Genomic DNA, 21,076 nt, shown 5'->3' with positions numbered 1-21,076 from the left:
CCGCCAGGCTGGCAGTGGAAGAGGCGATGCCGGTCCGGTGGGGGCGGGCCATGCGATCGGGTCGGATTGGAGGGGTCGGGGTGCGACCTGGCCCGATCCTGCAACAGCCGCCGCGCGCTGACAAGTGCCATTTAGTTCGATCCAAATGCGGGAAATATCGCTGGAGGCGATTCCGGCGAGCGAACCTGCCGGAACCACCGCGAAATCCCGCTTGGCGCCGCCGCCCGGCGTGCGGCGGGGCGGTGTGCGGCATCGACGGGTGCATGCGAAGACCCGTTGCGGCGCAATGTCGGTGCGGCCCAGATGCTAGAATCACAGGCCTCGCAACCCGTTCACCGACATCCGCCATGAGCCATACCGCCACCGCGCCCGCCAACGCCGAGAAGCGCTACACCGTGCACCGCAGCGATCTGCCGCTGAGCTGCCCGACCCCGGAAATGGCGCTGTGGAACTCGCATCCGCGCGTGTACCTGCCGATCGAAGACGAGCCCAACGGCGAAGCGCAGTGCCCGTACTGCGGTTCCGTGTTCGTGCTGGCCGACTAAACGGCGGCCCCTTCGATGCGCCGATTGACCGTGGTGCAGTTGCTGCCGGCGCTGCACTCCGGCGGTGTCGAGCGCTCGACCCTTGAAATTGCTGCGGCCCTGGTTGCCGCCGGCCATCGCGCGCTGGTCGTATCCGCGGGCGGCCGCCTGGTGCAGCCGCTGCTGGACAGCGGTGCCGAGCACCTCACCCTGGACATTGGCCGCAAGTCGCTGCTGACCCTGCGCCACCTGCCGACCCTGCGCCGGCTGTTTGCCGAGGTTGGCGCGGACATCGTGCATGCCCGTTCGCGGCTGCCGGCTTGGCTGGGCCTGTACGCGATCCGCGCCATGCCCGCCGCACAGCGCCCGCATTGGGTGACCACCGTGCACGGGTTGAATTCGCCCAGCCGCTACAGCGCGGTGATGACCAGCGGCGAACGCGTGATCTGCGTGTCCAATACCGTGCGCGCCTACGTGCAACGCCACTACCCGACGGTGCCGGAAGAGAAACTGCAGGTCATTCCCCGTGGTGTCGATGTCGGCCAGTTCCCACGCGTAGCGCGTGCCGACCGTCGCCCGCGGCTGGCCCTGGCGGCCGATTACCCCTGGCTGGCCCAGGTTGAAGGCCCGCTGCTGCTGCTGCCCGGGCGCGGCACCCGGCTGAAGGGCCACGCCCACGCGCTGCAGCTGCTGGCCGACGTGCGTGCCGCCGGCGTGCCTGCGCAGCTGTGGATGCTGGGCACCGACGAACCCGGGCGCGAGGCCTATGTGGCTGAGCTGCGCCGCCAGGCTGCGGCATTGGGCGTGGCCGAGGCCGTACAGATCAGCACGCCGACCGCACGCATCGCCCAGGCTTACGCCGCCAGCGATCTGGTGCTGCAGCTGTCGGACAAGCCGGAAGCCTTTGGCCGCACCGTGGTCGAGGCGCTGTCGGTCGGCCGCCCGGTGCTGGGCTGGGACCACGGTGGCGTCGGCGAACTGCTGCAGCAGCTGCAGCCCAGCGGCGCGGTACCGCTCGGTGATGCGCGCGCGCTGGGTGAACGTGCGCTGGCCCTGCTGGCGCAGCCGCCGTCCTTGCCGACCCGCATCCCGCTTACCCTGCAGGCCATGCAGCGCGATACCCTCCGCCTCTATGCCGATCTCGCCGGCTGACCCCGCTGCCATCGTGCGCGACGACCGTGCCGGGCGCTGGGCGCCGTGGTGGGTGCTGGCGTACGTGACGATGTGGCCGTTGCCGGGCATCGCCGAAACCGTGCTGGGCCTTGGCGCGCTCTATGCCGCCGCGCGCATGGTCATGCGCCGGCTGCAGCGCCGCCCGCACCTGTTGAGCACGGCAGCCTGGGCGCTGACCTCGATCCTGTTCCTTGGCTACTGGCTGCCGCAGGCGTTCTCGGCCATCGATGCCATCGATCCGTCGGCCTCGTGGACCAAGGCCGCTGCCGGACTGCGCTACCTGCCCTTCATGTGGCTGGTGGCGATCGCGGTGGCCACACCGGAACGGCGGCGGCTGACCTTCGGTGGCCTGGCACTGATCACCGGCGCGTGGACGCTGGACGCACTGGTGCAGGCGCTGGCCGGCACCAGCCCATGGTTCTGGTCGTTGGAACAACTGAAGCTGGCCGTGAGTGGCCACGCGCTGTGCCCGGCCGACGAAGCCGCGCTGGCCGACCGCCTCAGCGGCGCGCTCGGGCCGTGCAACCTGAAATTCGGCCAGGTGCTGGCCAGCCTGTCACCGTTCCTGCTGCTGCCGATGGCGCGGCGGTTCGGCAGCGCGGGGTGGCTGCTGGCCGCTGCCGCACTGGGATGCGTGTTGCTGTTGGCCGGTTCGCGCGCCTCGTGGATCACCTTTGCACTGGTGCTGGCCTACAGCGGCGTGCGCCAGTTCGGCTGGAAGCGGCTGCTCCTGCTTGCCCTGGTGGCAGCGCTGGGCACGGCCGCACTGACAGTGGGCGTGCCGCAGCTGCGCGAGCGTGTTGCGCGCACGGCCCAGGCATGGAACGAAGACGGGCAGGGCGTTGACGAAGCGCTTTCGGGACGCGCGCGGATCTGGACCGCGGCCGTGTGCATGATCGAGGAGCATCCGGTCAACGGTGTCGGTGCGCGCGGCTTCCGCGATGCGTATCCGGCCTGCGTGGCCGACGAAGGCCCCGCCGTGTGGGGCAACCAACCGGCATTGCACGCCCACCAGATCGTGCTGGAAATCCTTGCCGAGACCGGCGTGCTGGGCCTGCTGCTGTGGTTGGCGGCAGTGGCGCAGGCCTGGCGGGCCTGGCGCTATGCTCCGCCGGCCGCGCGTGACCGCGCCCGACCGGCGATGCTGGCGCTGGCGGTCACGGTGTTCCCGCTCAATACACACCTGGCGTTCTATTCCGCGTTCTGGGGTGGCCTGACCGTGCTGCTGGCGGCCCTGTTCGCCGGCAGCCTGCTGGCCCGCGACGCAGATGATTCCCCGCCGCTGAAGTGACCGCGCACCCGCGCATGGCAGGGATCAACCATGGCGCCGATCAGTAGATCCACGCCATGCGTGGATGGGGCTTTCCCGACCCGAACACGGCGACATCTCCACTATCGGTGTCCTCACCGGTCGCGCACGCTGGAGGCATGGCCAGCCCCAGACTCCGCTACGGTCGATTTTCCCGATCCGGGAACGTGTATTCACTGACCACGGCAACCCTTGGACGCGAACCGCTCTTCGCCGACGCCGCCAACGTGGCGATCCTGGTTGACTGCCTGCGCTTCGTTGAGCGCCGCGGTATCAGCCACAGCCTCGCCTGGGTGGTGATGCCCGATCATCTGCACTGGCTGATGGAGCTGCGCAGCGAAACCCTGGCCGAGTGCATGGCCCTGCTGAAGTCGCGCAGCAGTCGGCTGCTGAACCGGCGATTGGAGCGGCGAGGGGCGCTGTGGCAGCACGGGTACCACGATCACGCCGTACGCAGTGATGAATCCCTTCATGAGAAGGCGATGTACATCCTGGCCAATCCGGTCCGTGCGGGCCTGGCCAGCGCGTTGGGTGAGTACCCGCACGCATGGTGCCGTTGGCCGTTGTAGGTGCCGGTGCCCGAATGTAGAGCATCCACGCATGGCGTGGATCTACTTGTAGAAATCGCTCCGGCCGCCGGGCTGGCGCTTGAAACGGCGGTGGATCCACAGGTACTGGTCGGGGGCCTCGCGCACCATCTCCTCGATGGCCTGGTTGACCCGCGTGGTATCGGCTTCCACATCCTCGCTGGGGAAATTCTCCAGCGGGGCACCAATCTTCAGGATGTACTTCCCGCCTTCGCGGCGGTGGAAGTACGGAATCACCGCACAACCGGTCATCCGCGCCAGCTGGTGGGTGGCGGTGATGGTCGACGCGGTGTGGCCGAAGAACGGCACGAACACGGTGTCCTTGCCACGCATGTCCTGGTCCGGCGCGTACCAGAGGAAACCACCCTTCTTCAGATGGCGCACGGTCGCGCGGATGTCCTCGTTGGCGAACATCGCCTTGGCATAGCGCAGGCGGCCGAACTTCACCGCCCACTCGTACACCGGGTTCTTGTGCTTGCGGTACATGCCGGACAGGTCGACGTAGTCGCACAGCAGGCGTCCGCACATTTCCAGGGTCATGAAGTGGCCGGAGACCAGCAGCACGCCGCGGCCTTCAGCCTGCATCTGCCGCAGGTGTTCCAGGCCTTCGATCCGTACCTGCGGGCGGATGCGGTCAATGCTGCCCCACCAGGCACGGATGCACTCGAACACGCCGACGCCCAGCGCATCGAAACTGTCGCGCACCAGGCGCTGGCGCCAGGCTTCGTCCTTCTCGGGGAAGCACAGCTGCAGGTTGACCTCGGCGGCGCGGCGGCGGCTGCCGAGCAGGCGCCAGGTGATCCAGCCGACGCCCCGGCCCAGCGCGCGCTGCAGCATCCACGGCAGGCGGGCGATGGCGAAGGCGCCGAACATGGCGGCGAACATCGGCCAGTTGCGCGGATCGCGCAGCGATGGGCGGACGGCGGTGGAGGCATCTGACATGGGTCCATTCTACCAAGGCGGCCGCGTGTCTTTCCCCGGGGGCTCCCGTATCCTTGCCGCATGCGTAAAGACCCTGTCGAATGGATCCTGCGCGGCCTGTATTCGGTCGTGCTCTACATCCTGCTGCCGATCACCGTGTACCACCTGGTCTGGCGCGGCTTCCGGGTCCGTGAATACTTCCGGCGCTGGGATGAACGCTACGCCTCCTATCCGCAGCCGACCGGCCAGCCGCGGGTCTGGCTGCATGCGGTCTCGGTAGGCGAGGTCAATGCCGCCGCACCGCTGGTCAATGCCCTGCGCCAGCAGCGCCCGGACATCCGCTGGGTGATCACCACCATCACCCCGACCGGCTCCGAGCGCGTACGCGCGCTGTGGGGCGACGCCCTGGACCACGTCTACCTGCCGTACGACGTGCCGGGCAGCGTCAACCGCTTCCTCGGCCATTTCCAGCCCAGCCTGGCGCTGATCCTGGAAACCGAGCTGTGGCCGAACATGCTGTTCGGCTGCCGTGACCGCGGTATTCCGGTCTACATCCTCAATGCCCGGTTGTCGGCGCGTTCGCTGCGCGGCTACCGGTTGCTGGCCGCACTGATCCGCCGCGCGCTGCGCACCGTCACCTGCGTGGCCGCGCAGTCGCAGGACGATGCCGAGCGCTTCGTGCAGCTGGGGGCGGAGCCTGGCCAGGTGCAGGCGCTGGGCAACCTGAAGTTCGACATCGCCACGCCGGATGTGCAGGGCTTCGTCGAACAGTTCCATGCGCGGGTACCGGCCGCTCGCCCGGTATGGATCGCCGCCAGTACCCATGACGGCGAGGAGCAGGCGGTGATCGACCTGCACCGGCGCCTGCGCCAGCAGCATCCGGACCTGCTGCTGCTGTGGGCACCGCGACATCCCGAGCGTTTCCCGAAGGTGGAAGCGTTGGCGCGCGAACAGGGCTGGAGCGTGGCGACCCGCCGCGTGGACCAGTGGCCGCACGCGGCCACCGATGTGTTCGTCATCGATACCCTCGGCGAGCTGATGCCGTTCTATGCCTGCGCCCAGGTCGCCTTCGTCGGCGGCAGCCTGCAGGCCATCGGCGGCCACAACCTGCTGGAGCCGGCCGCGATGGGAACGGCGGCGGTGACCGGTCCGCACCTGCACAACTTTGCGGAAATCTCCCGGCGCATGCGCGAGGCCGGTGCGCTGCTGATCGGCGAGGATGCGCAGGCGGTGGGCGATCTGCTGCAGCACCTGCTCGACGATGCCCAGGCCCGCGAGGACATGGCACGCGCCGGTTGTACGCTGGTCAGCAATGGCCGCGGCGCGCTGCAGCGCACGCTTGCCCTGGTCGCGCCGCACCTGCCACCGCCGCGCGAGTGATCGCGGCAGCGCGGCGTCAGCGGCGCTGTCGAGCATTGTCGTGATCAACTTCATCAATTCTGCTTAGCGACGATTTTTCTGTCGTTGCTGGACCGACCCTGCCACTGGCAGCGTGCCTGCCATCACATCGTGGCGCACACGGCACCGATTCTGATTCCGCAGGGCGACGCAGGCTGCCAGCCTGCTGTCGACCGCGCTTGGGCGGATATCAAGGGAACTTGCGATGGACGGCGACAGGGGCAGGGACGGCACCGGTGGGGCCCGGCTGGGCATGGACCATCTGGCGGTGGTGGCGCTGACGCTGCTGGTGGGCGGCAGCGTGATCGCGCTGGTGGGCCAGCAAACGGCGGCGCAGGCCGGCCCGGCCATCGTGCTGAGCCTGCTGCTGGCCGCACTGGGGGCTGGCCTGGTGCTGTGCTGCCTGCAGGATCTGGTGCTGCAGCTGCCTGCGGCCGAGGGCCTGCATGGGCTGCTGGCCACCAGCTGGGGGCCGCGGGTGGCTGGCGTGTTGGGCGTGGCCCTACTGCTGGAGCTGGTGGCGACCACGGCGGGCGTGGCGCAGTCCATGGCCCACCATGTACACGCGGTGCTGGCCGCGGGAGGCCTCCAGGCCAGCGACTGGCTGCCGGAACAGGTGACGGCGGTGGTGGGTCTGCTGGTGCTGGGCGCGCTGGCGTTGCTGCCGCCTCGGCGTGCGGTGCTGGTGGCCTGTGCCCTGCTGACGGTGAAGATCGGTGTCGGGGTATTGCTGCTGGCGCTGGCGGCACGTCATGTGCACTACGCGCACTGGATTCCCTGGCTGCCACCGGCGACCGCGCCGTATCGCTTCGGGCTGGGCGGTGTGCTGGCGGCTGCGGTGCCGCTGCTGGGGGTATTTGCCAGCGTCGGCTTGGCACTGGGCTTTCCTGCGCCGCGCCGCCAGGGCGCGATGTGGCAGCCGGCTGTGCTGGCGCTGGTCTCGTTGCTGGCGATGTTGCTGCTGATCGTGCTGGCGGCACTGCAGGCCGGGCTGGTCGAGTTTTCCGCGCTGGCCAGTACCCGGCCCCTGTCCGTGGCGCTGCAGATGCATCCGCAGTTGCAGTGGATGCTGCCGTTGTTGCCCCTGGCTGGGGCAGCGGGCCTGGCCGCCCTGCAGCTGGTGCTGCTGATGCTGGCCGTGCGGCTGGCAACGTCGCTATGGCCGGGGGAGAGGGAAGCAGTGGGACGTTCCCGCGGCCTGATCGCGGCGGGGGTCGGGCTGCCGGCGGTGATGCTGGTGCTGTGGCTGCCGTTGGGCAGCCTGCCGGCGCTGCCGGGTCCGGCAACCCTGTTGGTGATGGCGGCGCTGTGCCTGGCGGTGCTGCGGCGGCGGAGTGGCACGGGGCAGGGTGCAATCGGTCGCGAACTGGTGCTGCCGATGCTGGCGCCCGTGGCGGCCGCGCTATGCCTGCTTGCGGCGCTGGAGCGACTGCGGGCATGGCCGGGCTGACGGTTCGCGGGGCCACCCAACGGGTCGGTGCGTGTGGATGCACCGCCTGCAAAAAAGCCACCCTTGCGGGTGGCTTCTTCGTTGCCGGCAGGGCGACGGATCAGTGCGTGGTCGTTGCCGGGTTGCCCGCGTCCTGGGTCAGCAGGCGGTTGACGTCCTGCAGTTCGGCCACGTCCAGCGCACCCAGCGACTGGCTCAGCAGCAGGCGGTTCTGCAGGAAGGTGTAGCGGGCCTGGGCGTAGTCCAGCTGCGCCGAGAACAGGATGCGCTGGTTCTGGATCACGTCCAGCACGGTACGGGTACCGACTTCCAGGCCGACCTGCGAGGCGTCGTATGCGCTCTGCGCCGAGACTACCGCCAGGCGGCGTGCCTCCACTTCGCTGATGCCCTGAACCAGGGTCTGGTAGGCATTGCGGGTGTTGCGGTCCAGGGCGCGCTTCTGCTGCTCGTAGCCGTCCTGGGCGATGTCACGCTGGGCCAGCGCCTGGCGCACGCCGGACTGGGTGGCACCACCGGAGAAGATCGGCACGCTCAGGGTCAGGCCGATGCTGTTGGTGCGTGCATCCGGCGACAACGATCCGGCGCCGGTACTGTCACCCCAGGTCGCGCTCTTGCCCCAGCTGCCGCCCAGCGACAGGGTCGGGTAATGGCCGCCACGGGCAGCCTGCACGCCGGCTTCGGCGGCGCTGACCTTCAGTTCCTGCGCCTTCAGCGCCGGATTCTGGTTGGTGGCCTGGTGCACCAGCTCATCGATGTTGCCGCGGTTGGCCGGCACTTCCGGACGGAAGTCGGCCGGCAGGCCGCGCAGGTTGACCACCGGCTGGCCGGTCAGTTCGGTCAGGGCCTGGTAGTTATCGGCCAGGGTGTTCTGCGCAACGATGGTGTTGGCGCGCGCCTGGTCGTACTGGGCGCGTGCTTCGTGCACGTCGGTGATCGGCGCCAGGCCCACTTCCAGGCGCTTGTCGGCGAAGTCGAACTGCTTCTTCGCGGCCGCTTCATTGGTCTGTGCGGCGTTCAGCGATTCGATCGCCACCAGCACGTTGAAGTAGGCCGCCGAGGTGCGCACGATCAGGCTGTCGTTGGCCGAATCGAGGGTGAAGTCCGCCGCCTTGCTCAGCTCACGCTGCGAGCGCAGGTTGTTGATCTGGGTCCAGTTGAACAGCGTCTGGCTGCCGTCGATCGTGTAGGTGCGGCGCTTGCTGGTGAACGAGCCGGAGTTGGCGTCGGCATTGGGCTCGCTGCGCGTGCGGTTCAGCTGGGCCTGGCCGTTGATCTGCGGCAGCAGGGCAGCGCGGGCCTGCACGGCGCCTTCCTTGTCGTACAGCCGGGTCGATTCGGCGGCGGACAGCTGCGGATCGCCATTGCGCGCCATTTCGTAGACCTGCAGCAGGTCGGCGGCATGGGCGGACAACGGCAGCAGGGCAGTGGCCAGCGCAACAGCGAGGGATCGGCGGATCATTGCGGCTTCCTTGGACTCAGAGGTGGAACTGGGGGGCCGGGGCGGCACCACGCAGGTAATCGATATCGGTCTCGAACAGGGACTCGCTGCTTCCGTCGGCCTTGACCAGCAGGGCCTCCATCGCCGGCGAACGGCCATGGATCACGAACAGGCGACCACCCGGACGCAGCCACGAAGCGAACTGTGACGGCACCACGTCGACCGCACCAGTGACACAGATCACGTCAAAGCGGCGTTCGGTCTGCCAGGACAGGGCGTCGGCCACTTCTACGCGGACGTTGGTGCCCAGGCCGGAGGCGTCCAGGCGGGCGCGCGCGGCGGCGGCCAGTTCCGGGTCGATTTCCAGGCTCAGCACGTCGCGTGCCAGCGCGCCGATGCAGGCCGACAGGAAGCCGCTGCCGGTGCCGATTTCCAGCACTTCGTCACCCGGCTGCAGGTCCAGCGCCTGCAGGGTACGGCCCTCGATGACCGGCTTCATCATCTTCTGGCCATGGCCGATCGGCAGTTCGACATCGGCGTAGGCCAGTGCCCGGTGTGCATCGGCGACAAAGGCCTCGCGCGGCAGGCGGGCCAGGACGTCGAGCACCTTGATGTCCAGCACGTCCCAGGGACGGATCTGCTGTTCCACCATCAGTTCGCGGGCGTGGGCGTAATCAATCGTCATGAGGTTCAAATCCAGCGCAGTGGGCCGGCCATTTTACCGGTGCCGGAGGCCGGCGGCGCGCCCAGAGCATCAGCTGCCGGGGGGCCGGGGTCGCAGTGCCGGAAGTCATCGCGACCTCCGGTTCGTTCAGTTTTGGTTATTCAGCCGTCCCGGCCCCTCGCGGCGCATAGGCGCGCAGGAAGAAGTCGATGCTGGCGGTCACGTGGGTGAGAGGGTCGCACTCCACCGGTGACAGTGGCATGCCGCACATCATATGCATGTGCACTTCGCCCTTGACCAGGGTCAGGAACTGCTGGCCAGCCAGGTAATAGTCGGGGATCTCCAGCTCGCCGCCTTCGCCGCGGGCGCGCAGGAAGTCGGCCAGGGCCTCGCAGGTACGCTCCGGGCCGGCCTGCCAGAACAGCTCGCGCAGGCGTTCGTCGGTCTCCGGCGCCATCATCATGCGCTGGATCGAGATCGCCGCGTCGGAGGTGATCAGCTCGAAGAAGGCCAGGCCGATGCCGATCAGCTGGTCGCGCAGCGGACCGTCCGCGTCGGCCACGAACAGCGCGTCGGGCAGCATTTCGATGCACTTTGACTGCACGGCCTCGGAGAACAGGGTCTCCTTGTCGCCGAAGTGGCTGTACACAGTCAGCTTCGAGACGCCGGCCTGAGCGGCGATGGTGTCCATGCTCACGCCGGTATAGCCCTGTTCGATGAACAGTGCCTTGGCTGCTTCAAGGATCGCCGCGCGCTTGCCGAGGTCCTTGGGGCGCCCGGGTCCGGCGGCCTTGGCAGCGGGCTTGGCCGACGGCTTGCGGGAAGTGTGAGAACTCATCACGACAATACTAGACCAAGCGGTTCGATATTTATACTATACCGGCCGGTTTATTAAATTGGGCCGGCAGTCGCGGCTCCTCCCTTAGTTGCAACCCTGCGTTTTCAGGACGTTGACCGATGAAGATCGTGCGCTGGATGGGCGGTATGGTGTGGATGGCTGCGCTGGCAGCCTGTTCGGGACAGGAACAGGCGCCCCAGGCGGCCGTGCCGGTGCTGGTGGTTCACCCCGGCGAGCAGGCCGGGCAGGCGCCGGCGGCGTTCCCGGGGACGGTGCGTGCGCGGCAGGAAAGTCCGCTGTCGTTCCGCGTCGGCGGCAACCTGGTCAAGCGCCACGTCGATGCCGGGCAACGGGTGAAGAAGGGCGACGTGCTGGCCGAACTGGACGTGGCCGACTTCGCGCTGCAGGCGCGCGCCTCGCAGGCGCAGCTGGCGGCGGCCGAAGCCGATCTGGTGCGTGCCCGCGATGACCTCAAGCGCTACCAGGTGCTGGCCGACCAGCAACTGGTCAGCCGCTCGCAGCTGGACCAGCAGTCCGCCGCGTTCAAGGCCGCGCAGGGGCAGGCCAACGCGGCCCGCGCCAACCTCGATGTGCTGCGCAACCAGGCCGAATACGCACAGCTGCGCGCGCCGGCCGACGGCGTGATCGCCAGCCGCGAGGCCGAAGCCGGGCAGGTGGTGTCCGCCGGCCAGACCATCTTCAACCTGGCCGCCGACGGTGCGCGCGAAGTGCTGATCGACCTGCCCGAGGCCACCATCCGCGACTATGCGGTGGGCCAGCCGGTCGAGGTGGAGCTGTGGAACCGCCCCGGCCAGCGCCTGCCGGGCACGATCCGCGAGATCGCTGCCGCCGCCGATCCGCAGGCACGTACCTATGCAACCCGGGTCAGCCTGCCCGCCGATGCGCTGGCCGATGTCGAACTGGGCCAGAGCGCGCGCGTCTACAGCAGCGCCGGCCGCCGCGGCACCCTGCAGCTGCCGCTCGGCGCGCTGCAGCGCGGTGCCAACGGTGCCGCCAGCGTATGGGTGGTCGATCCGGCCAACAGCACGCTGAAGGCCGCAGCAGTCACCACCGGTGCCTACGGCAGTGAGACGGTGCCGGTGCTGTCCGGCGTGGGTGCCGCTGACTGGGTGGTCGCTGCCGGCGGACACCTGTTGCGCGCCGGCCAGCCGGTGATCGCCGTGGACCGCCAGAACCGCCCGGTGCTGAAGCCGGCCACGCCGGCCGCTGCCGCCAAGGCCAAGGAGTAAGCCGGTGCGCCGCTTCAATCTTTCCGAGTGGGCGTTGTCCAACCGTCCGCTGGTGCTGTTCGCGATGCTTGCCTTCGCGCTGATCGGCGCATGGTCGTACAAGCATCTGGGCCAGTCCGAGGATCCGCCATTCACCTTCAAGGCGATGGTGGTGCGCACGCTGTGGCCGGGCGCCACCGCCGAACAGGTCTCGCGGCAGGTGACCGAGCCGATCGAGAAGGCGCTGATGAACACCGGCGAGTACGAGTTCATCCGCTCGTATTCGCGCCCCGGCGAATCGCAGGTCATCTTCATGGCGCGCGACAGCCTGCGTTCCAGGCAGATCCCGGACCTGTGGTACCAGGTACGCAAGCGCGTGGGCGACATCCGTGCGACGCTGCCGCGCGAGATTGTCGGCCCGTTCTTCAACGATGAGTTCGGCGACACCTACGGCAACATCTATGCGTTGACCGGCAAGGGCTTCGACTACGCGGTGATGCGCGACTACGCCGATCGCATCCAGCTGGAACTGCAGCGCGTGCCCGACGTCGGCAAGATCGACCTGGTCGGCCTGCAGGACGAGAAGGTGTGGATCGAGCTGTCCAACACCCGGCTGGCGACGCTGGGTGTGTCGATGCAGCAGGTACAGCAGGCGCTGGCCGACCAGAATGCGATCACCGGCACCAGTTTCTTCGAGACCGCCACCGATCGCGTGCAGCTGCGCGTGACCGGCCAGTTCAACGACATCGACGCCATCCGCCAGTTCCCGATCCGTGCTGGCGACCGCACCGTGCACCTGGGCGACATCGCCGAGGTCAAGCGTGGCTTCGCCGACCCGGCGTCGCCGAAGATGCGCTTCATGGGCGAGGAGGCGATCGGCCTGGCGGTGGCGATGAAGGACGGCGGTGACATCCTCAAGCTGGGCGCCAACCTCGATGCCGAGTTCGAGCGGCTGCAGAAGACCCTGCCGGCCGGCATGCAGCTGCGCAAGGTGTCCGACCAGCCGCAGTCGGTGGAGGAGTCGGTCGGCGAGTTCGTGCAGGTGCTGACCGAAGCGGTGGTGATCGTGCTGCTGGTCAGTTTCTTCTCGCTGGGCCTGCGTACCGGCCTGGTGGTGGGCGTGACCATTCCGCTGGTGCTGGCGATGACCTTCTTCGTCATGCACTACTTCGACATCGGCCTGCACAAGATCTCGCTGGGCGCGCTGGTGCTGGCGCTGGGCCTGCTGGTGGACGATGCGATCATCGCGGTGGAGATGATGGCCACCAAGATGGAGCAGGGCTTCGATCGCCTGCGCGCGGCCAGTTTCGCTTGGGAATCGACCGCATTCCCGATGCTGACCGGCACATTGATCACGGCGGCCGGCTTCCTGCCGATCGCCACGGCGGCATCGAGCACCGGTGAATACACCCGTTCGCTGTTCCAGGTGGTGACCATCGCGCTGGTGGTGTCGTGGATCGCAGCGGTGCTGTTCATCCCGTACCTGGGCGACAAGATGCTGCCGGACCTGTTCAATCCGCAGCCGCCGAAGCCGGGCAGCCTGTCCGCGCGCTGGCTGGCCAGGCGCCAGCAGTGGGCCGACCGCTATCCGGCGCTGGCCAACCTGATCGCACCGCCGCAGCACGGGCACGACCACGATCCCTACCAGCGCCCGTTCTACCGCAGCTTCCGGCGCTTCCTCGACGCCTGCCTGCGCCGCCGCTGGTGGGTGATCGCCGCGACCATCGCGCTGTTCGTGTTCTCGCTGATGATGTTCCGCTTCGTGCCGCAGCAGTTCTTCCCGGACTCGACCCGGCCGGAACTGATGGTGGACATCGAGCTGGCCGAGGGGGCGTCGCTGCGCTCGACCCAGGCCCAGGCCGAGAAGCTGGAGAAGCTGCTGTCCAGCCGCGAGGGCATCGCCAACTACGTGTCCTACGTGGGCACCGGTTCGCCGCGCTTCTACCTGCCGCTGGACCAGCAGCTGCCGGCGACCAACTTCGCCCAGTTCGTGGTGTTGGCCAAGGACATCAAATCGCGCGAAAGCACCCGTGACTGGCTGCTGCACGAGGTGATCCCGAAGTTCCCGGACGTGCAGATGCGCGTGACCCGCCTGGAGAACGGCCCGCCTGTCGGTTATCCGGTGCAGATGCGCATCTCCGGCGAGCACATCGAGAAGGTGCAGGCGATCGCGCGCCAGGTCGAGGCCAAGGTGCGTGAGAACCCGCACGTGATGAACGTCAACCTGGACTGGAGTGAGCCGAGCAAGGTGGTGCGGCTGGTGATCGACCAGGAGCGTGCCCGCGCGCTGGGCGTGAGCAGCGCCCAGGTCAGCCAGTTCCTGGCCAGTTCGCTGGCCGGCCAGTCGGTGAGCGTGTATCGCGAAGGCAACCGCCAGATCGAGATGCTGCTGCGTGGACCGGCCGATGAACGCAACCAGCTGGAGCTGCTGTCCAGCCTGTCGATGCCGACCGCCAACGGCGGCAGCATCACGCTGTCGCAGGTGGCGACGATGGAGTACGGCTTCGAGGACGGCATCATCTGGCACCGCAACCGGTTGCCGACCGTGACCGTGCGCGCCGACATCAGCGATGGCATGCAGGCGCTGGACGTGGTGCACCAGATCGTGCCCACGCTGGATGACATCCGTGCCGAGCTGCCCAGCGGCTATCTGCTGGAGACCGGCGGCACCGTGGAGGATTCGGCGCGTGGGCAGAACTCGATCAAGGCCGGCATGCCGCTGTTCCTGGTGGTGGTGGCCACGCTGCTGATGCTGCAGCTGCGCAGCTTCTCGCGTGCGGCGATGGTGCTGGTGACCGCGCCGCTGGGCATCATCGGTGCGACCCTGTTCCTGCTGCTGTTCCGCGCGCCGTTCGGCTTCGTCGCGCTGCTGGGCACGATCGCACTGGCCGGCATGATCATGCGCAACTCGGTGATCCTGATCGACCAGATCCAGCAGGACATCGATGCCGGGCATGACCGCTGGCATTCGATCATCGATGCCACCGTGCGCCGTTTCCGCCCGATCGTGCTGACCGCGCTGGCGGCCGTGCTGGCGATGATTCCGCTGTCGCGCAGTGCGTTCTACGGCTCGATGGCGATCTCGATCATGGGTGGCCTGATCGTGGGCACGGTACTGACCCTGGTGTTCCTGCCGGCGCTGTACGCGGCGTGGTTCCGGGTCAAGTCGGATGAATCCGGGGCTTGATGCCCCGGGTTTTCAGGCCCGGGTCAGAGCCCTTTCCCGCTGGGAAAGGGCTCTGACCCCATCCACGTTGTGCACATCCACGCATGGCGTGGATCTACCGCGGTGGGCCTGGTAGGTGCCAACCTTGGTTGGCACTGATGCGTGCATCCATGCATGGCGTGGATCTACTGATCTGCGCGGCGTGCATCCACGCATGGTGTGGATCTACTGCAGCTGCAGGCCGCTCCGCAGCACTGGCAGCAACCATTCGATGAACACCTGCACGCGTTGCGCGCGGTGCTGCCGATGCGGTTGCAACAGGGTCACCGGCAGCGGTTGCGCCACGTGCTGTGGCATCACTTCAACCAGCGCACCGGATTGCAGTTCGGCCTGCACGTCGTAGCGCGGAATCTGCAGCAGGCCGAGCCCCGCCACGCAGCACGCGATCGAGGCCTCGGCGCTGTTCACCCGTACCCAGCCAGGCATCGGCAGCGTGCGCAGCTGGCCACTGTCCTGCCATTCCCACGGTTCCACCCGCGCCGTGGTCGGCGATGCGTAGTTCACCGCGCGGTGCTGCTGCAGGTCGGCAGGATGCTGCGGTACGCCGTGCTCGCGAAGGTAGGCCGGCGCGGCGACGTTGACGAAGTCGAGCTGTCCCAGCATGCGCGCGACCAGGCTGGAATCACCCAGCTGGCCGACCCGCAGCACCGCGTCACAGCCGTCTTCGATCAGGTTCACCGCGCGGTCGGTCATGCCCAGGTCCACTTCCACCTGCGGATGGCGCGCGAAGAAGTCGGGCAGCGCCGGGGCGAGGATGCGGCGGCCGATGCGGCTGGGCACATCGATCTTCAGCAGGCCCACCGGCTGCGCGTCGTCCTGCCGGAACAGCGATTCGGCGTCTTCAACTTCGGCGATCAGGCGCAGGCAGCGGGCATGGAACACGTCGCCGTCGTGGGTGGTGGAGACCCGCCGGGTCGAGCGCTGCAGCAGGCGGGTGCCGAGGCGCTGCTCCAGCTCGGCTACTGCCGCGGAAACGGTGGAGCGGGGCAGGCCGAGCTGGTCGGCGGCGCGGGTGAAGCTGGCGCATTCCACGACCCGGGTGAAGATGCGGAAGCGATCGATCCGGTCCATTGTTCGCTTGCTCTGGAAAGTTAAGTCAATGTGGCGGGCTTTATCCGCATTTTCTGCACGATATCGTCGGCAGGGCAGGGTTGCCACCCCGGGCAGCCCCCTCCCGAGACAGACGCCATGACCGACCATTCCCTCAAGGGCAAGACCGTGCTGATCGCCGGTGGCGCCAAGAACCTGGGCGGCCTGCTGGCCCGCGACTTCGCCAGCCAGGGCGCCAAAGCCATCGTCATCCACTACAACAGCGCCGCCACCCAGGCCGATGCAGAGGCGACCGTTGCCGCCGTGCAGGCCGCCGGCAGCACGGCCGTTGCCTTTCAGGGTGACCTGACGTCGGCCGCAGCGATGGAGCGCCTGTTCGCCGATGCCGTGGCAGCGGTCGGTCGCCCTGACATCGCCATCAACACGGTCGGCAAGGTACTGAAGAAGCCGCTGCTGGAGATCAGCGAAGCGGAGTACGACGAAATGAGCGCGGTCAACGCCAAGGCTGCCTTCTTCTTCCTGAAGGAGGCCGGCCGCCACGTCAACGACGGTGGCCGCATCTGCACCCTGGTCACCTCACTGCTGGGCGCATTCACGCCGTTCTATTCCAGCTACGCCGGCACCAAGGCACCGGTCGAGCACTTCACCCGCGCGGCGTCGAAGGAGTTCGGCGAACGCGGCATCTCGGTGACCGCGATCGGCCCGGGTCCGATGGACACGCCTTTCTTCTATCCGGCCGAGAGCGCCGATGCGCAGGCGTATCACAAGACCGCGGCGGCGCTTTCGGCGTTCACCCGTACCGGCCTGACCGACATCGCCGACATCGTGCCGTGGATCCGCTTCCTGGTCACCGATGGCTGGTGGATGACCGGGCAGACCATCCTCGTCAATGGTGGCTACACCACCAAGTAGAGACGCGTCGCGCGAGCGCAAGGGTCCAGTAGATCCACGCCATGCGTGGATGAGCGTAACCGGAGCCAGGAACATCCACCCATGGCGTGGATCTACGGCCAACCATCGGCAGATTTGCAGCAGTCTGAGTGGACAATAGAAAGTGCCGCGATCCTGGCTGGGATCGCGGCACAATAGGCGGCTGTCCTGGGGCCCGGAGTGCCAGCATGTTCCCTCGCACGTTCCACGCTTTCACGTTGATGTTGATTGCCTCCAGCGGCGTTGCCGATGCAAGGCCGGCAGACACCGATGCCCTGCGGTTCCAGCAGAACCTGATCGCCGTGCTGGAATGCCGCGCGACACCGACGGAGCGGCAGGCACTGGGCAGCCAGCTGCGTGCCGCACGCTATGGTGTAGCAACGGAACGACCGGCGCACCTGCGTGGCTGGCGCTTCATCGCAGCCGATCACCCCGAGATCGAGAGCGCGGCGACGCGCATCGAACTGCCTGCGCCCATCACCGCCAATGGCATCACCACCGGCGAGCTGCTGGCCGACGACCTTGGCCTGGGCATGTCCATCAACGCGGTCCAGCGTGACCGCATCGTGGCCGAGGACGGCCTGCAGATGCGGACCAGCACGCTGCACGAGCCGTTCCGGGTCTGGTGGCGACCATCGTCGGATGATGCTGCGGCGGCACAGGCCTGGCGGGTGATACGAAGCGAGGGCGCAGGCAACCGCCTGTCGTGTGATTACCGGGAGCGATATCAGAAACTGGACGACCAGCAGGCGGCCGACCGCCTGCGCGAGGACCTGGTAGCGGTTCTGGAGTGCCGCGCGGACACGGCGGCCTGGCAGCGCTTTGGCGAATTCTGGACGCGCGTCAGCGCGCACAGCCCGCTTGGGTGGCCGGCGCAGGTACGCGCGCTGGACGCACCTGCATGCATGGCTCGCGAAGGCGGCTCCCGTTGCGAGCGGATAACGCTAGATGCGCCGATCAGCGTGCATGGCCTGGCCGTGTCGTCGGTGATGATCGAGCCCAGTTACGCATCAGGCCATGTTGCAGCGGACCTGGGCATGGTGCCCGTCGACGATGCACTTCAGGCGGCGATTCCAGGTGCTACGGCGGCCGGGGAAATCATCTGGACCTTGCCGGCAGCACCTCTGCAGGAGCGGCCGCGCGAGCGCTTCGTGGTGCGCACCGCCGATGGGCGCACACTGATGGGGTGTGCGACGTCCAAGGCGATCCACAGCGGACGGTAGCCCTATGCGGGCGCGCCGGTGCCGGGCAGTGCCCGACACCGTCATGCATCAGCCCAGCTTCGCCAGCACCGCATCCGTGGCGGCGGCGGTACTCACCGCCTGGCCCTTCGCGGCCAGATCGGCAGTGAACACGCCATCATCCAGCACGGCGTGCACCGCCGCTTCCACCGCGGCGGCTTCCGCTTCCAGCCCCAGCGAATGGCGCAGCAGCATCGCCGCGCTGAAGATCGTCGCGTACGGATTGGCGATGCCCTTGCCGGCGATGTCCGGGGCCGAACCATGGATCGGCTCGTAGATGCCGACCGCACCGGGTTCGCCCAGCGAGGCCGACGGCAGCAGGCCCAGCGAGCCGGCCAGCATCGACGCCTCATCGGTGAGGATGTCGCCGAACATGTTCTCGGTGACGATCACGTCGTACTCGCGCGGCTTGGCCAGCAGGTGCATCGCCATCGAATCGACCAGCTGGTGTTCCAGTGCCACGTCCGGGAACTCCTCGCGGCCGATGCGTGCCGCCACGTCACGCCACAGGCGCGAGGTTTCCAGCACGTTGGCCTTGTCCACCGAGGTGACCTTGCCGCGACGCTGTTGCGCCAGACGGAACGCACTGCGCAGCACGCGCTCGATCTCGGCCACGGTGTAGCGGCACAGGTCGCTGGCGCTGTCGGCATCGCGGGTCTTGTCGCCGAAGTAGATGCCGCCGGTCAGTTCACGCACCACCACGAAGTCCACCCCCTGCAGCAGCTCCGCCTTGATCGGCGAAGCGTGCAGGGCGGCTTCATGGGTACGCACCGGACGCAGGTTGGCATACAGGCCCAGCGCCTTGCGGATCGCCAGCAGGCCCTGCTCCGGGCGCACCTTGGCGTTCGGGTCGGACCACTTCGGGCCGCCGACCGCGCCCAGCAGCACCGCATTCGCGGCCTGGCAAGCCGCCAGGGTCGACGCCGGCAGCGGCTCGCCGTGGCGGTCGATGGCGATGCCACCGATGTCGTGCTCGCTGAAGGTGAAGGTGCGGTTGAAGCGTTCGGCGACCGCCTTCAGGACGGCCACTGCCGCGGCGGCCACTTCCGGGCCGATGCCATCACCGGGCAGGACAACAATTTCAGCGTGCATGCTCACTCTCGTAGCGTTCGATTTCAGGGACACGGCCCAACAGATACCCCAACTGGTCGACGCCTTCCAGCAGGCAGGTCTGCGAGAAGCCATCCAGCGGGAAGGAATAGACGCGGCCATCCGGGGTGCGCAGTTCGCGCGAGGCCACGTCGATGGTCAGCTCATCATCCGGGCGCTGCATCAGCGCCTGCACGTCGGCCTCGTCCAGCACGATCGGCAGCAGGCCGTTCTTCAGCGAGTTGCCGCGGAAGATGTCGGCGATCTCGCTGCTGACGATGGCGCGCAGGCCCAGGTCGGTCAGTGCCCACGGCGCATGCTCGCGCGAGGAGCCGCAGCCGAAGTTGCGGCCGGCCAGCAGGATACTGCGGCCGGCGTTGTGCGGCTGGTTGAAGGCGAAGTCGGCCACCGGTGCGCCGTCGGCCTGCCAGCGCCAGTCATTGAACGCATTGCGGCCCAGGCCGGCGCGCTCGGTGGTGGACAGGAACCGCGCCGGAATGATCTGGTCGGTGTCGATGTTGGTCTGGCGCAGCACCACGCTGGCCGAGGTCAGGGTACGGAAGCCGGCCATCACGCCACCTCCTGTGCGAACAGTTCGCGGGTATCGGCAACGTGCCCGTTCACCGCGGCCCATGCCGCGCTCATCGGCGAGGCCAGCAGCGTGCGCGAACCGGGGCCCTGGCGGCCTTCGAAATTGCGGTTGCTGGTGCTCACGGCCAGCTGGCCGGGCGCAACCAGATCGCCGTTCATGGCGATGCACATCGAACAGCCCGGCTCGCGCCACTCGGCACCGGCCGCGCGCACGATCTCGTGGATGCCTTCGGCCTCGGCCTCGCGCTTGACGATCTCCGAGCCCGGTACCACCAGCATGCGTACCCGCTCGGCGACGCGACGGCCGCGCAGCACCTGAGCCACTTCGCGCATGTCGCTCAGGCGGCCATTGGTGCACGAGCCGACGAATACCACGTCCACCGGCGTGCCCGCCAACGCCCTGCCGGCCTGGAAGTGCATGTAGTCCAGGCCCTTCTGTGCGGCGGCATCGTTGGCCGCCGGAATCGGCGCATCCACTGCGATGGCGGTGCCCGGATGGGTGCCCCAGGTCAGGGTCGGACGGATATCAGCGGCGTCGATGTGCACTTCGCTGTCGAAGCGTGCGCCCTCATCGCTGCGCAGCTGCTGCCAGCGCGCCACTGCGGCGTCGAAGTCGGCGCCCTTGGGACCACGCGGGGTCGCGGCGACGAAGTCGAAGGTGACCTGGTCCGGCGCCACCATGCCGGCGCGTGCGCCGGCCTCGATCGACATGTTGCACAGGGTCATGCGCTGTTCCATGTCCATCGCTTCGATGGTGCTGCCTCGGAACTCGATCACGTGGCCGGTGCCACCGTTGACGCCGATCACGCCGATGATGTGCAGGACCACGTCCTTGGCGCCGACGCCTGGCGCCAGTGGGCCATCGACGGTGATGGCGAACGTCTTGGCCTTGCGCTGCAGCAGGCACTGCGTGGCCAGCACGTGGCCGACTTCACTGGTGCCGATGCCGAACGCCAGCGAGCCGAACGCACCATGGGTGGAGGTGTGGCTGTCGCCACAGACGATGGTCATGCCGGGTTGGGTAAAGCCCTGTTCCGGCGCGATCACGTGGACGATGCCGCGGTTGTCCGAGGCCATGTCGAACAGTTCGATGCCGTGCTCGGCGCAATTGCGCGCCAGCGTGGCGACCTGCGCCTCGGAGGCGGCGCTGGCGTAGGGCAGCGTGCCGTCCGCGGCGGCCGGCAGGGTCGGCGTGGAGTGGTCCATCGTCGCCTTGGTGCGGTCCGGCCTGCGCGGTGACAGGCCGCGTTCGCGCAGCTCGGTGAACGCCTGCGGCGAGGTCACCTCGTGGATCAGGTGCAGGTCGATGTACAGCACGGCGGGCGCGCTGTCGGATTCAGGGACAACCACGTGGGCGTCCCACAGTTTGTCGTACAGGGTGCGGGGTGCGGAGGTCATGCGTGTGCCTGGCAGAAGTA

The 21,076-nt window shown here is 68.1% G+C and carries 18 protein-coding genes; 10 read left to right on the top strand and 8 right to left on the bottom strand.

Translation table 11 applies throughout. From position 1 onward, the window contains the following. Window positions 1-347 precede the first annotated feature (347 nt). The 4 genes from ACXI0D_RS04995 to ACXI0D_RS04980 all read left to right on the top strand — a co-directional run bounded on the left by ACXI0D_RS04995 (window position 348) and on the right by ACXI0D_RS04980 (window position 3,575). Window positions 348-545 (top strand): zinc-finger domain-containing protein, encoded by a 198-nt coding sequence (locus ACXI0D_RS04995; RefSeq protein ID WP_005410967.1) that lies wholly within the window; start codon window positions 348-350, stop codon window positions 543-545. Between the two features lie 15 nt (window positions 546-560). Beyond that, window positions 561-1,676 (top strand): glycosyltransferase, encoded by a 1,116-nt coding sequence (locus ACXI0D_RS04990; RefSeq protein WP_049442909.1) that lies wholly within the window; start codon window positions 561-563, stop codon window positions 1,674-1,676. Beyond that, window positions 1,657-2,988 (top strand): O-antigen ligase family protein, encoded by a 1,332-nt coding sequence (locus ACXI0D_RS04985; RefSeq protein ID WP_049442910.1) that lies wholly within the window; start codon window positions 1,657-1,659, stop codon window positions 2,986-2,988. The genes ACXI0D_RS04990 and ACXI0D_RS04985 overlap by 20 nt, the downstream gene beginning before the upstream one ends. A gap of 137 nt (window positions 2,989-3,125) precedes the next feature. Continuing rightward, window positions 3,126-3,575, top strand: a complete 450-nt coding sequence (locus tag ACXI0D_RS04980; protein WP_049442911.1) for an REP-associated tyrosine transposase — start codon at window positions 3,126-3,128, stop codon at window positions 3,573-3,575. A gap of 42 nt (window positions 3,576-3,617) precedes the next feature. On the opposite strand, the gene ACXI0D_RS04975 is transcribed toward ACXI0D_RS04980, so the two are convergent. Next, on the bottom strand, window positions 3,618-4,535 hold the full coding sequence (locus ACXI0D_RS04975; RefSeq protein WP_049442912.1) for an LpxL/LpxP family Kdo(2)-lipid IV(A) lauroyl/palmitoleoyl acyltransferase: 918 nt from the start codon (window positions 4,533-4,535) through the stop codon (window positions 3,618-3,620). Window positions 4,536-4,595: 60 nt separating this feature from the next. On the opposite strand from ACXI0D_RS04975, the gene waaA reads away from it, so the two are divergent. Then, entirely contained in the window at window positions 4,596-5,894 is a 1,299-nt protein-coding gene (gene waaA, locus ACXI0D_RS04970) for a lipid IV(A) 3-deoxy-D-manno-octulosonic acid transferase (protein WP_049442913.1), read from the top strand. A 223-nt stretch (window positions 5,895-6,117) separates the two neighbouring features. Then, a complete protein-coding gene (locus tag ACXI0D_RS04965; protein ID WP_049442914.1) occupies window positions 6,118-7,362 on the top strand; it encodes a hypothetical protein in 1,245 nt (414 codons plus the stop codon). A gap of 100 nt (window positions 7,363-7,462) precedes the next feature. On the opposite strand, the gene ACXI0D_RS04960 is transcribed toward ACXI0D_RS04965, so the two are convergent. The 3 genes from ACXI0D_RS04960 to ACXI0D_RS04950 all read right to left on the bottom strand — a co-directional run bounded on the left by ACXI0D_RS04960 (window position 7,463) and on the right by ACXI0D_RS04950 (window position 10,302). After that, a complete protein-coding gene (locus ACXI0D_RS04960) occupies window positions 7,463-8,821 on the bottom strand; it encodes a TolC family outer membrane protein (RefSeq protein ID WP_049442915.1) in 1,359 nt (452 codons plus the stop codon). 16 nt (window positions 8,822-8,837) lie between these two features. Further along, a complete protein-coding gene (locus ACXI0D_RS04955; RefSeq protein ID WP_014648346.1) occupies window positions 8,838-9,485 on the bottom strand; it encodes a protein-L-isoaspartate O-methyltransferase family protein in 648 nt (215 codons plus the stop codon). Window positions 9,486-9,621: 136 nt separating this feature from the next. Beyond that, entirely contained in the window at window positions 9,622-10,302 is a 681-nt protein-coding gene (locus ACXI0D_RS04950) for a TetR/AcrR family transcriptional regulator (RefSeq protein WP_479642372.1), read from the bottom strand. A 119-nt stretch (window positions 10,303-10,421) separates the two neighbouring features. Between ACXI0D_RS04950 and ACXI0D_RS04945 the strand changes: the two genes are divergently transcribed. Together ACXI0D_RS04945 and ACXI0D_RS04940 are read left to right on the top strand one after the other, a co-directional pair. Beyond that, entirely contained in the window at window positions 10,422-11,552 is a 1,131-nt protein-coding gene (locus ACXI0D_RS04945) for an efflux RND transporter periplasmic adaptor subunit (protein WP_119006760.1), read from the top strand. Between the two features lie 4 nt (window positions 11,553-11,556). Beyond that, window positions 11,557-14,718: an efflux RND transporter permease subunit gene (locus tag ACXI0D_RS04940; protein WP_479642371.1), complete on the top strand. Its 3,162-nt coding sequence runs from the start codon at window positions 11,557-11,559 to the stop codon at window positions 14,716-14,718. A gap of 204 nt (window positions 14,719-14,922) precedes the next feature. Here the strand turns inward: ACXI0D_RS04940 and ACXI0D_RS04935 are convergent, their stop codons facing one another. Further along, a complete protein-coding gene (locus ACXI0D_RS04935; RefSeq protein ID WP_049442919.1) occupies window positions 14,923-15,828 on the bottom strand; it encodes a LysR family transcriptional regulator in 906 nt (301 codons plus the stop codon). A 117-nt stretch (window positions 15,829-15,945) separates the two neighbouring features. Here ACXI0D_RS04935 and ACXI0D_RS04930 point away from each other — a divergent pair, with 117 nt between their 5' ends. Then, window positions 15,946-16,719 (top strand): SDR family oxidoreductase, encoded by a 774-nt coding sequence (locus tag ACXI0D_RS04930; RefSeq protein WP_119006759.1) that lies wholly within the window; start codon window positions 15,946-15,948, stop codon window positions 16,717-16,719. Window positions 16,720-16,925: 206 nt separating this feature from the next. Continuing rightward, a complete protein-coding gene (locus tag ACXI0D_RS04925) occupies window positions 16,926-17,960 on the top strand; it encodes a hypothetical protein (RefSeq protein WP_479642370.1) in 1,035 nt (344 codons plus the stop codon). A 48-nt stretch (window positions 17,961-18,008) separates the two neighbouring features. Here ACXI0D_RS04925 and leuB read toward each other — a convergent pair whose 3' ends face one another. Genes leuB through leuC form a run of 3 tightly spaced genes read right to left on the bottom strand, consistent with a single transcriptional unit; the run spans window position 18,009 to window position 21,056 of the window. After that, window positions 18,009-19,070 (bottom strand): 3-isopropylmalate dehydrogenase, encoded by a 1,062-nt coding sequence (gene leuB, locus ACXI0D_RS04920; protein WP_119006757.1) that lies wholly within the window; start codon window positions 19,068-19,070, stop codon window positions 18,009-18,011. Then, on the bottom strand, window positions 19,060-19,638 hold the full coding sequence (leuD, locus tag ACXI0D_RS04915; protein WP_049442922.1) for a 3-isopropylmalate dehydratase small subunit: 579 nt from the start codon (window positions 19,636-19,638) through the stop codon (window positions 19,060-19,062). The genes leuB and leuD overlap by 11 nt, the downstream gene beginning before the upstream one ends. After that, complete coding sequence (leuC, locus tag ACXI0D_RS04910; RefSeq protein ID WP_049442923.1) at window positions 19,638-21,056, bottom strand: 3-isopropylmalate dehydratase large subunit; 1,419 nt, start codon at window positions 21,054-21,056, stop codon at window positions 19,638-19,640. The genes leuD and leuC overlap by 1 nt, the downstream gene beginning before the upstream one ends. Between the last annotated feature and the right edge of the window lie 20 nt (window positions 21,057-21,076).

This window comes from Stenotrophomonas sp. C9D9, from assembly GCF_056491205.1.
This window is presented reverse-complemented; position numbering and strand designations above follow the sequence as displayed.

Excerpts from the sequence above, each read along its gene's own strand:
- ACXI0D_RS04995 (WP_005410967.1), top strand. The coding sequence starts at position 348 with ATGAGCCATACCGCCACCGCGCCCGCCAACGCCGAGAAGCGCTACACC.
- ACXI0D_RS04990 (WP_049442909.1), top strand. The coding sequence starts at position 561 with ATGCGCCGATTGACCGTGGTGCAGTTGCTGCCGGCGCTGCACTCCGGC.
- ACXI0D_RS04985 (WP_049442910.1), top strand. The coding sequence starts at position 1,657 with ATGCCGATCTCGCCGGCTGACCCCGCTGCCATCGTGCGCGACGACCGT.
- ACXI0D_RS04980 (WP_049442911.1), top strand. The coding sequence starts at position 3,126 with ATGGCCAGCCCCAGACTCCGCTACGGTCGATTTTCCCGATCCGGGAAC.
- ACXI0D_RS04975 (WP_049442912.1), bottom strand. The coding sequence starts at position 4,535 with ATGTCAGATGCCTCCACCGCCGTCCGCCCATCGCTGCGCGATCCGCGC.
- waaA (WP_049442913.1), top strand. The coding sequence starts at position 4,596 with ATGCGTAAAGACCCTGTCGAATGGATCCTGCGCGGCCTGTATTCGGTC.
- ACXI0D_RS04965 (WP_049442914.1), top strand. The coding sequence starts at position 6,118 with ATGGACGGCGACAGGGGCAGGGACGGCACCGGTGGGGCCCGGCTGGGC.
- ACXI0D_RS04960 (WP_049442915.1), bottom strand. The coding sequence starts at position 8,821 with ATGATCCGCCGATCCCTCGCTGTTGCGCTGGCCACTGCCCTGCTGCCG.
- ACXI0D_RS04955 (WP_014648346.1), bottom strand. The coding sequence starts at position 9,485 with ATGACGATTGATTACGCCCACGCCCGCGAACTGATGGTGGAACAGCAG.
- ACXI0D_RS04950 (WP_479642372.1), bottom strand. The coding sequence starts at position 10,302 with ATGAGTTCTCACACTTCCCGCAAGCCGTCGGCCAAGCCCGCTGCCAAG.
- ACXI0D_RS04945 (WP_119006760.1), top strand. The coding sequence starts at position 10,422 with ATGAAGATCGTGCGCTGGATGGGCGGTATGGTGTGGATGGCTGCGCTG.
- ACXI0D_RS04935 (WP_049442919.1), bottom strand. The coding sequence starts at position 15,828 with ATGGACCGGATCGATCGCTTCCGCATCTTCACCCGGGTCGTGGAATGC.
- ACXI0D_RS04930 (WP_119006759.1), top strand. The coding sequence starts at position 15,946 with ATGACCGACCATTCCCTCAAGGGCAAGACCGTGCTGATCGCCGGTGGC.
- ACXI0D_RS04925 (WP_479642370.1), top strand. The coding sequence starts at position 16,926 with ATGTTCCCTCGCACGTTCCACGCTTTCACGTTGATGTTGATTGCCTCC.
- leuB (WP_119006757.1), bottom strand. The coding sequence starts at position 19,070 with ATGCACGCTGAAATTGTTGTCCTGCCCGGTGATGGCATCGGCCCGGAA.
- leuD (WP_049442922.1), bottom strand. The coding sequence starts at position 19,638 with ATGGCCGGCTTCCGTACCCTGACCTCGGCCAGCGTGGTGCTGCGCCAG.
- leuC (WP_049442923.1), bottom strand. The coding sequence starts at position 21,056 with ATGACCTCCGCACCCCGCACCCTGTACGACAAACTGTGGGACGCCCAC.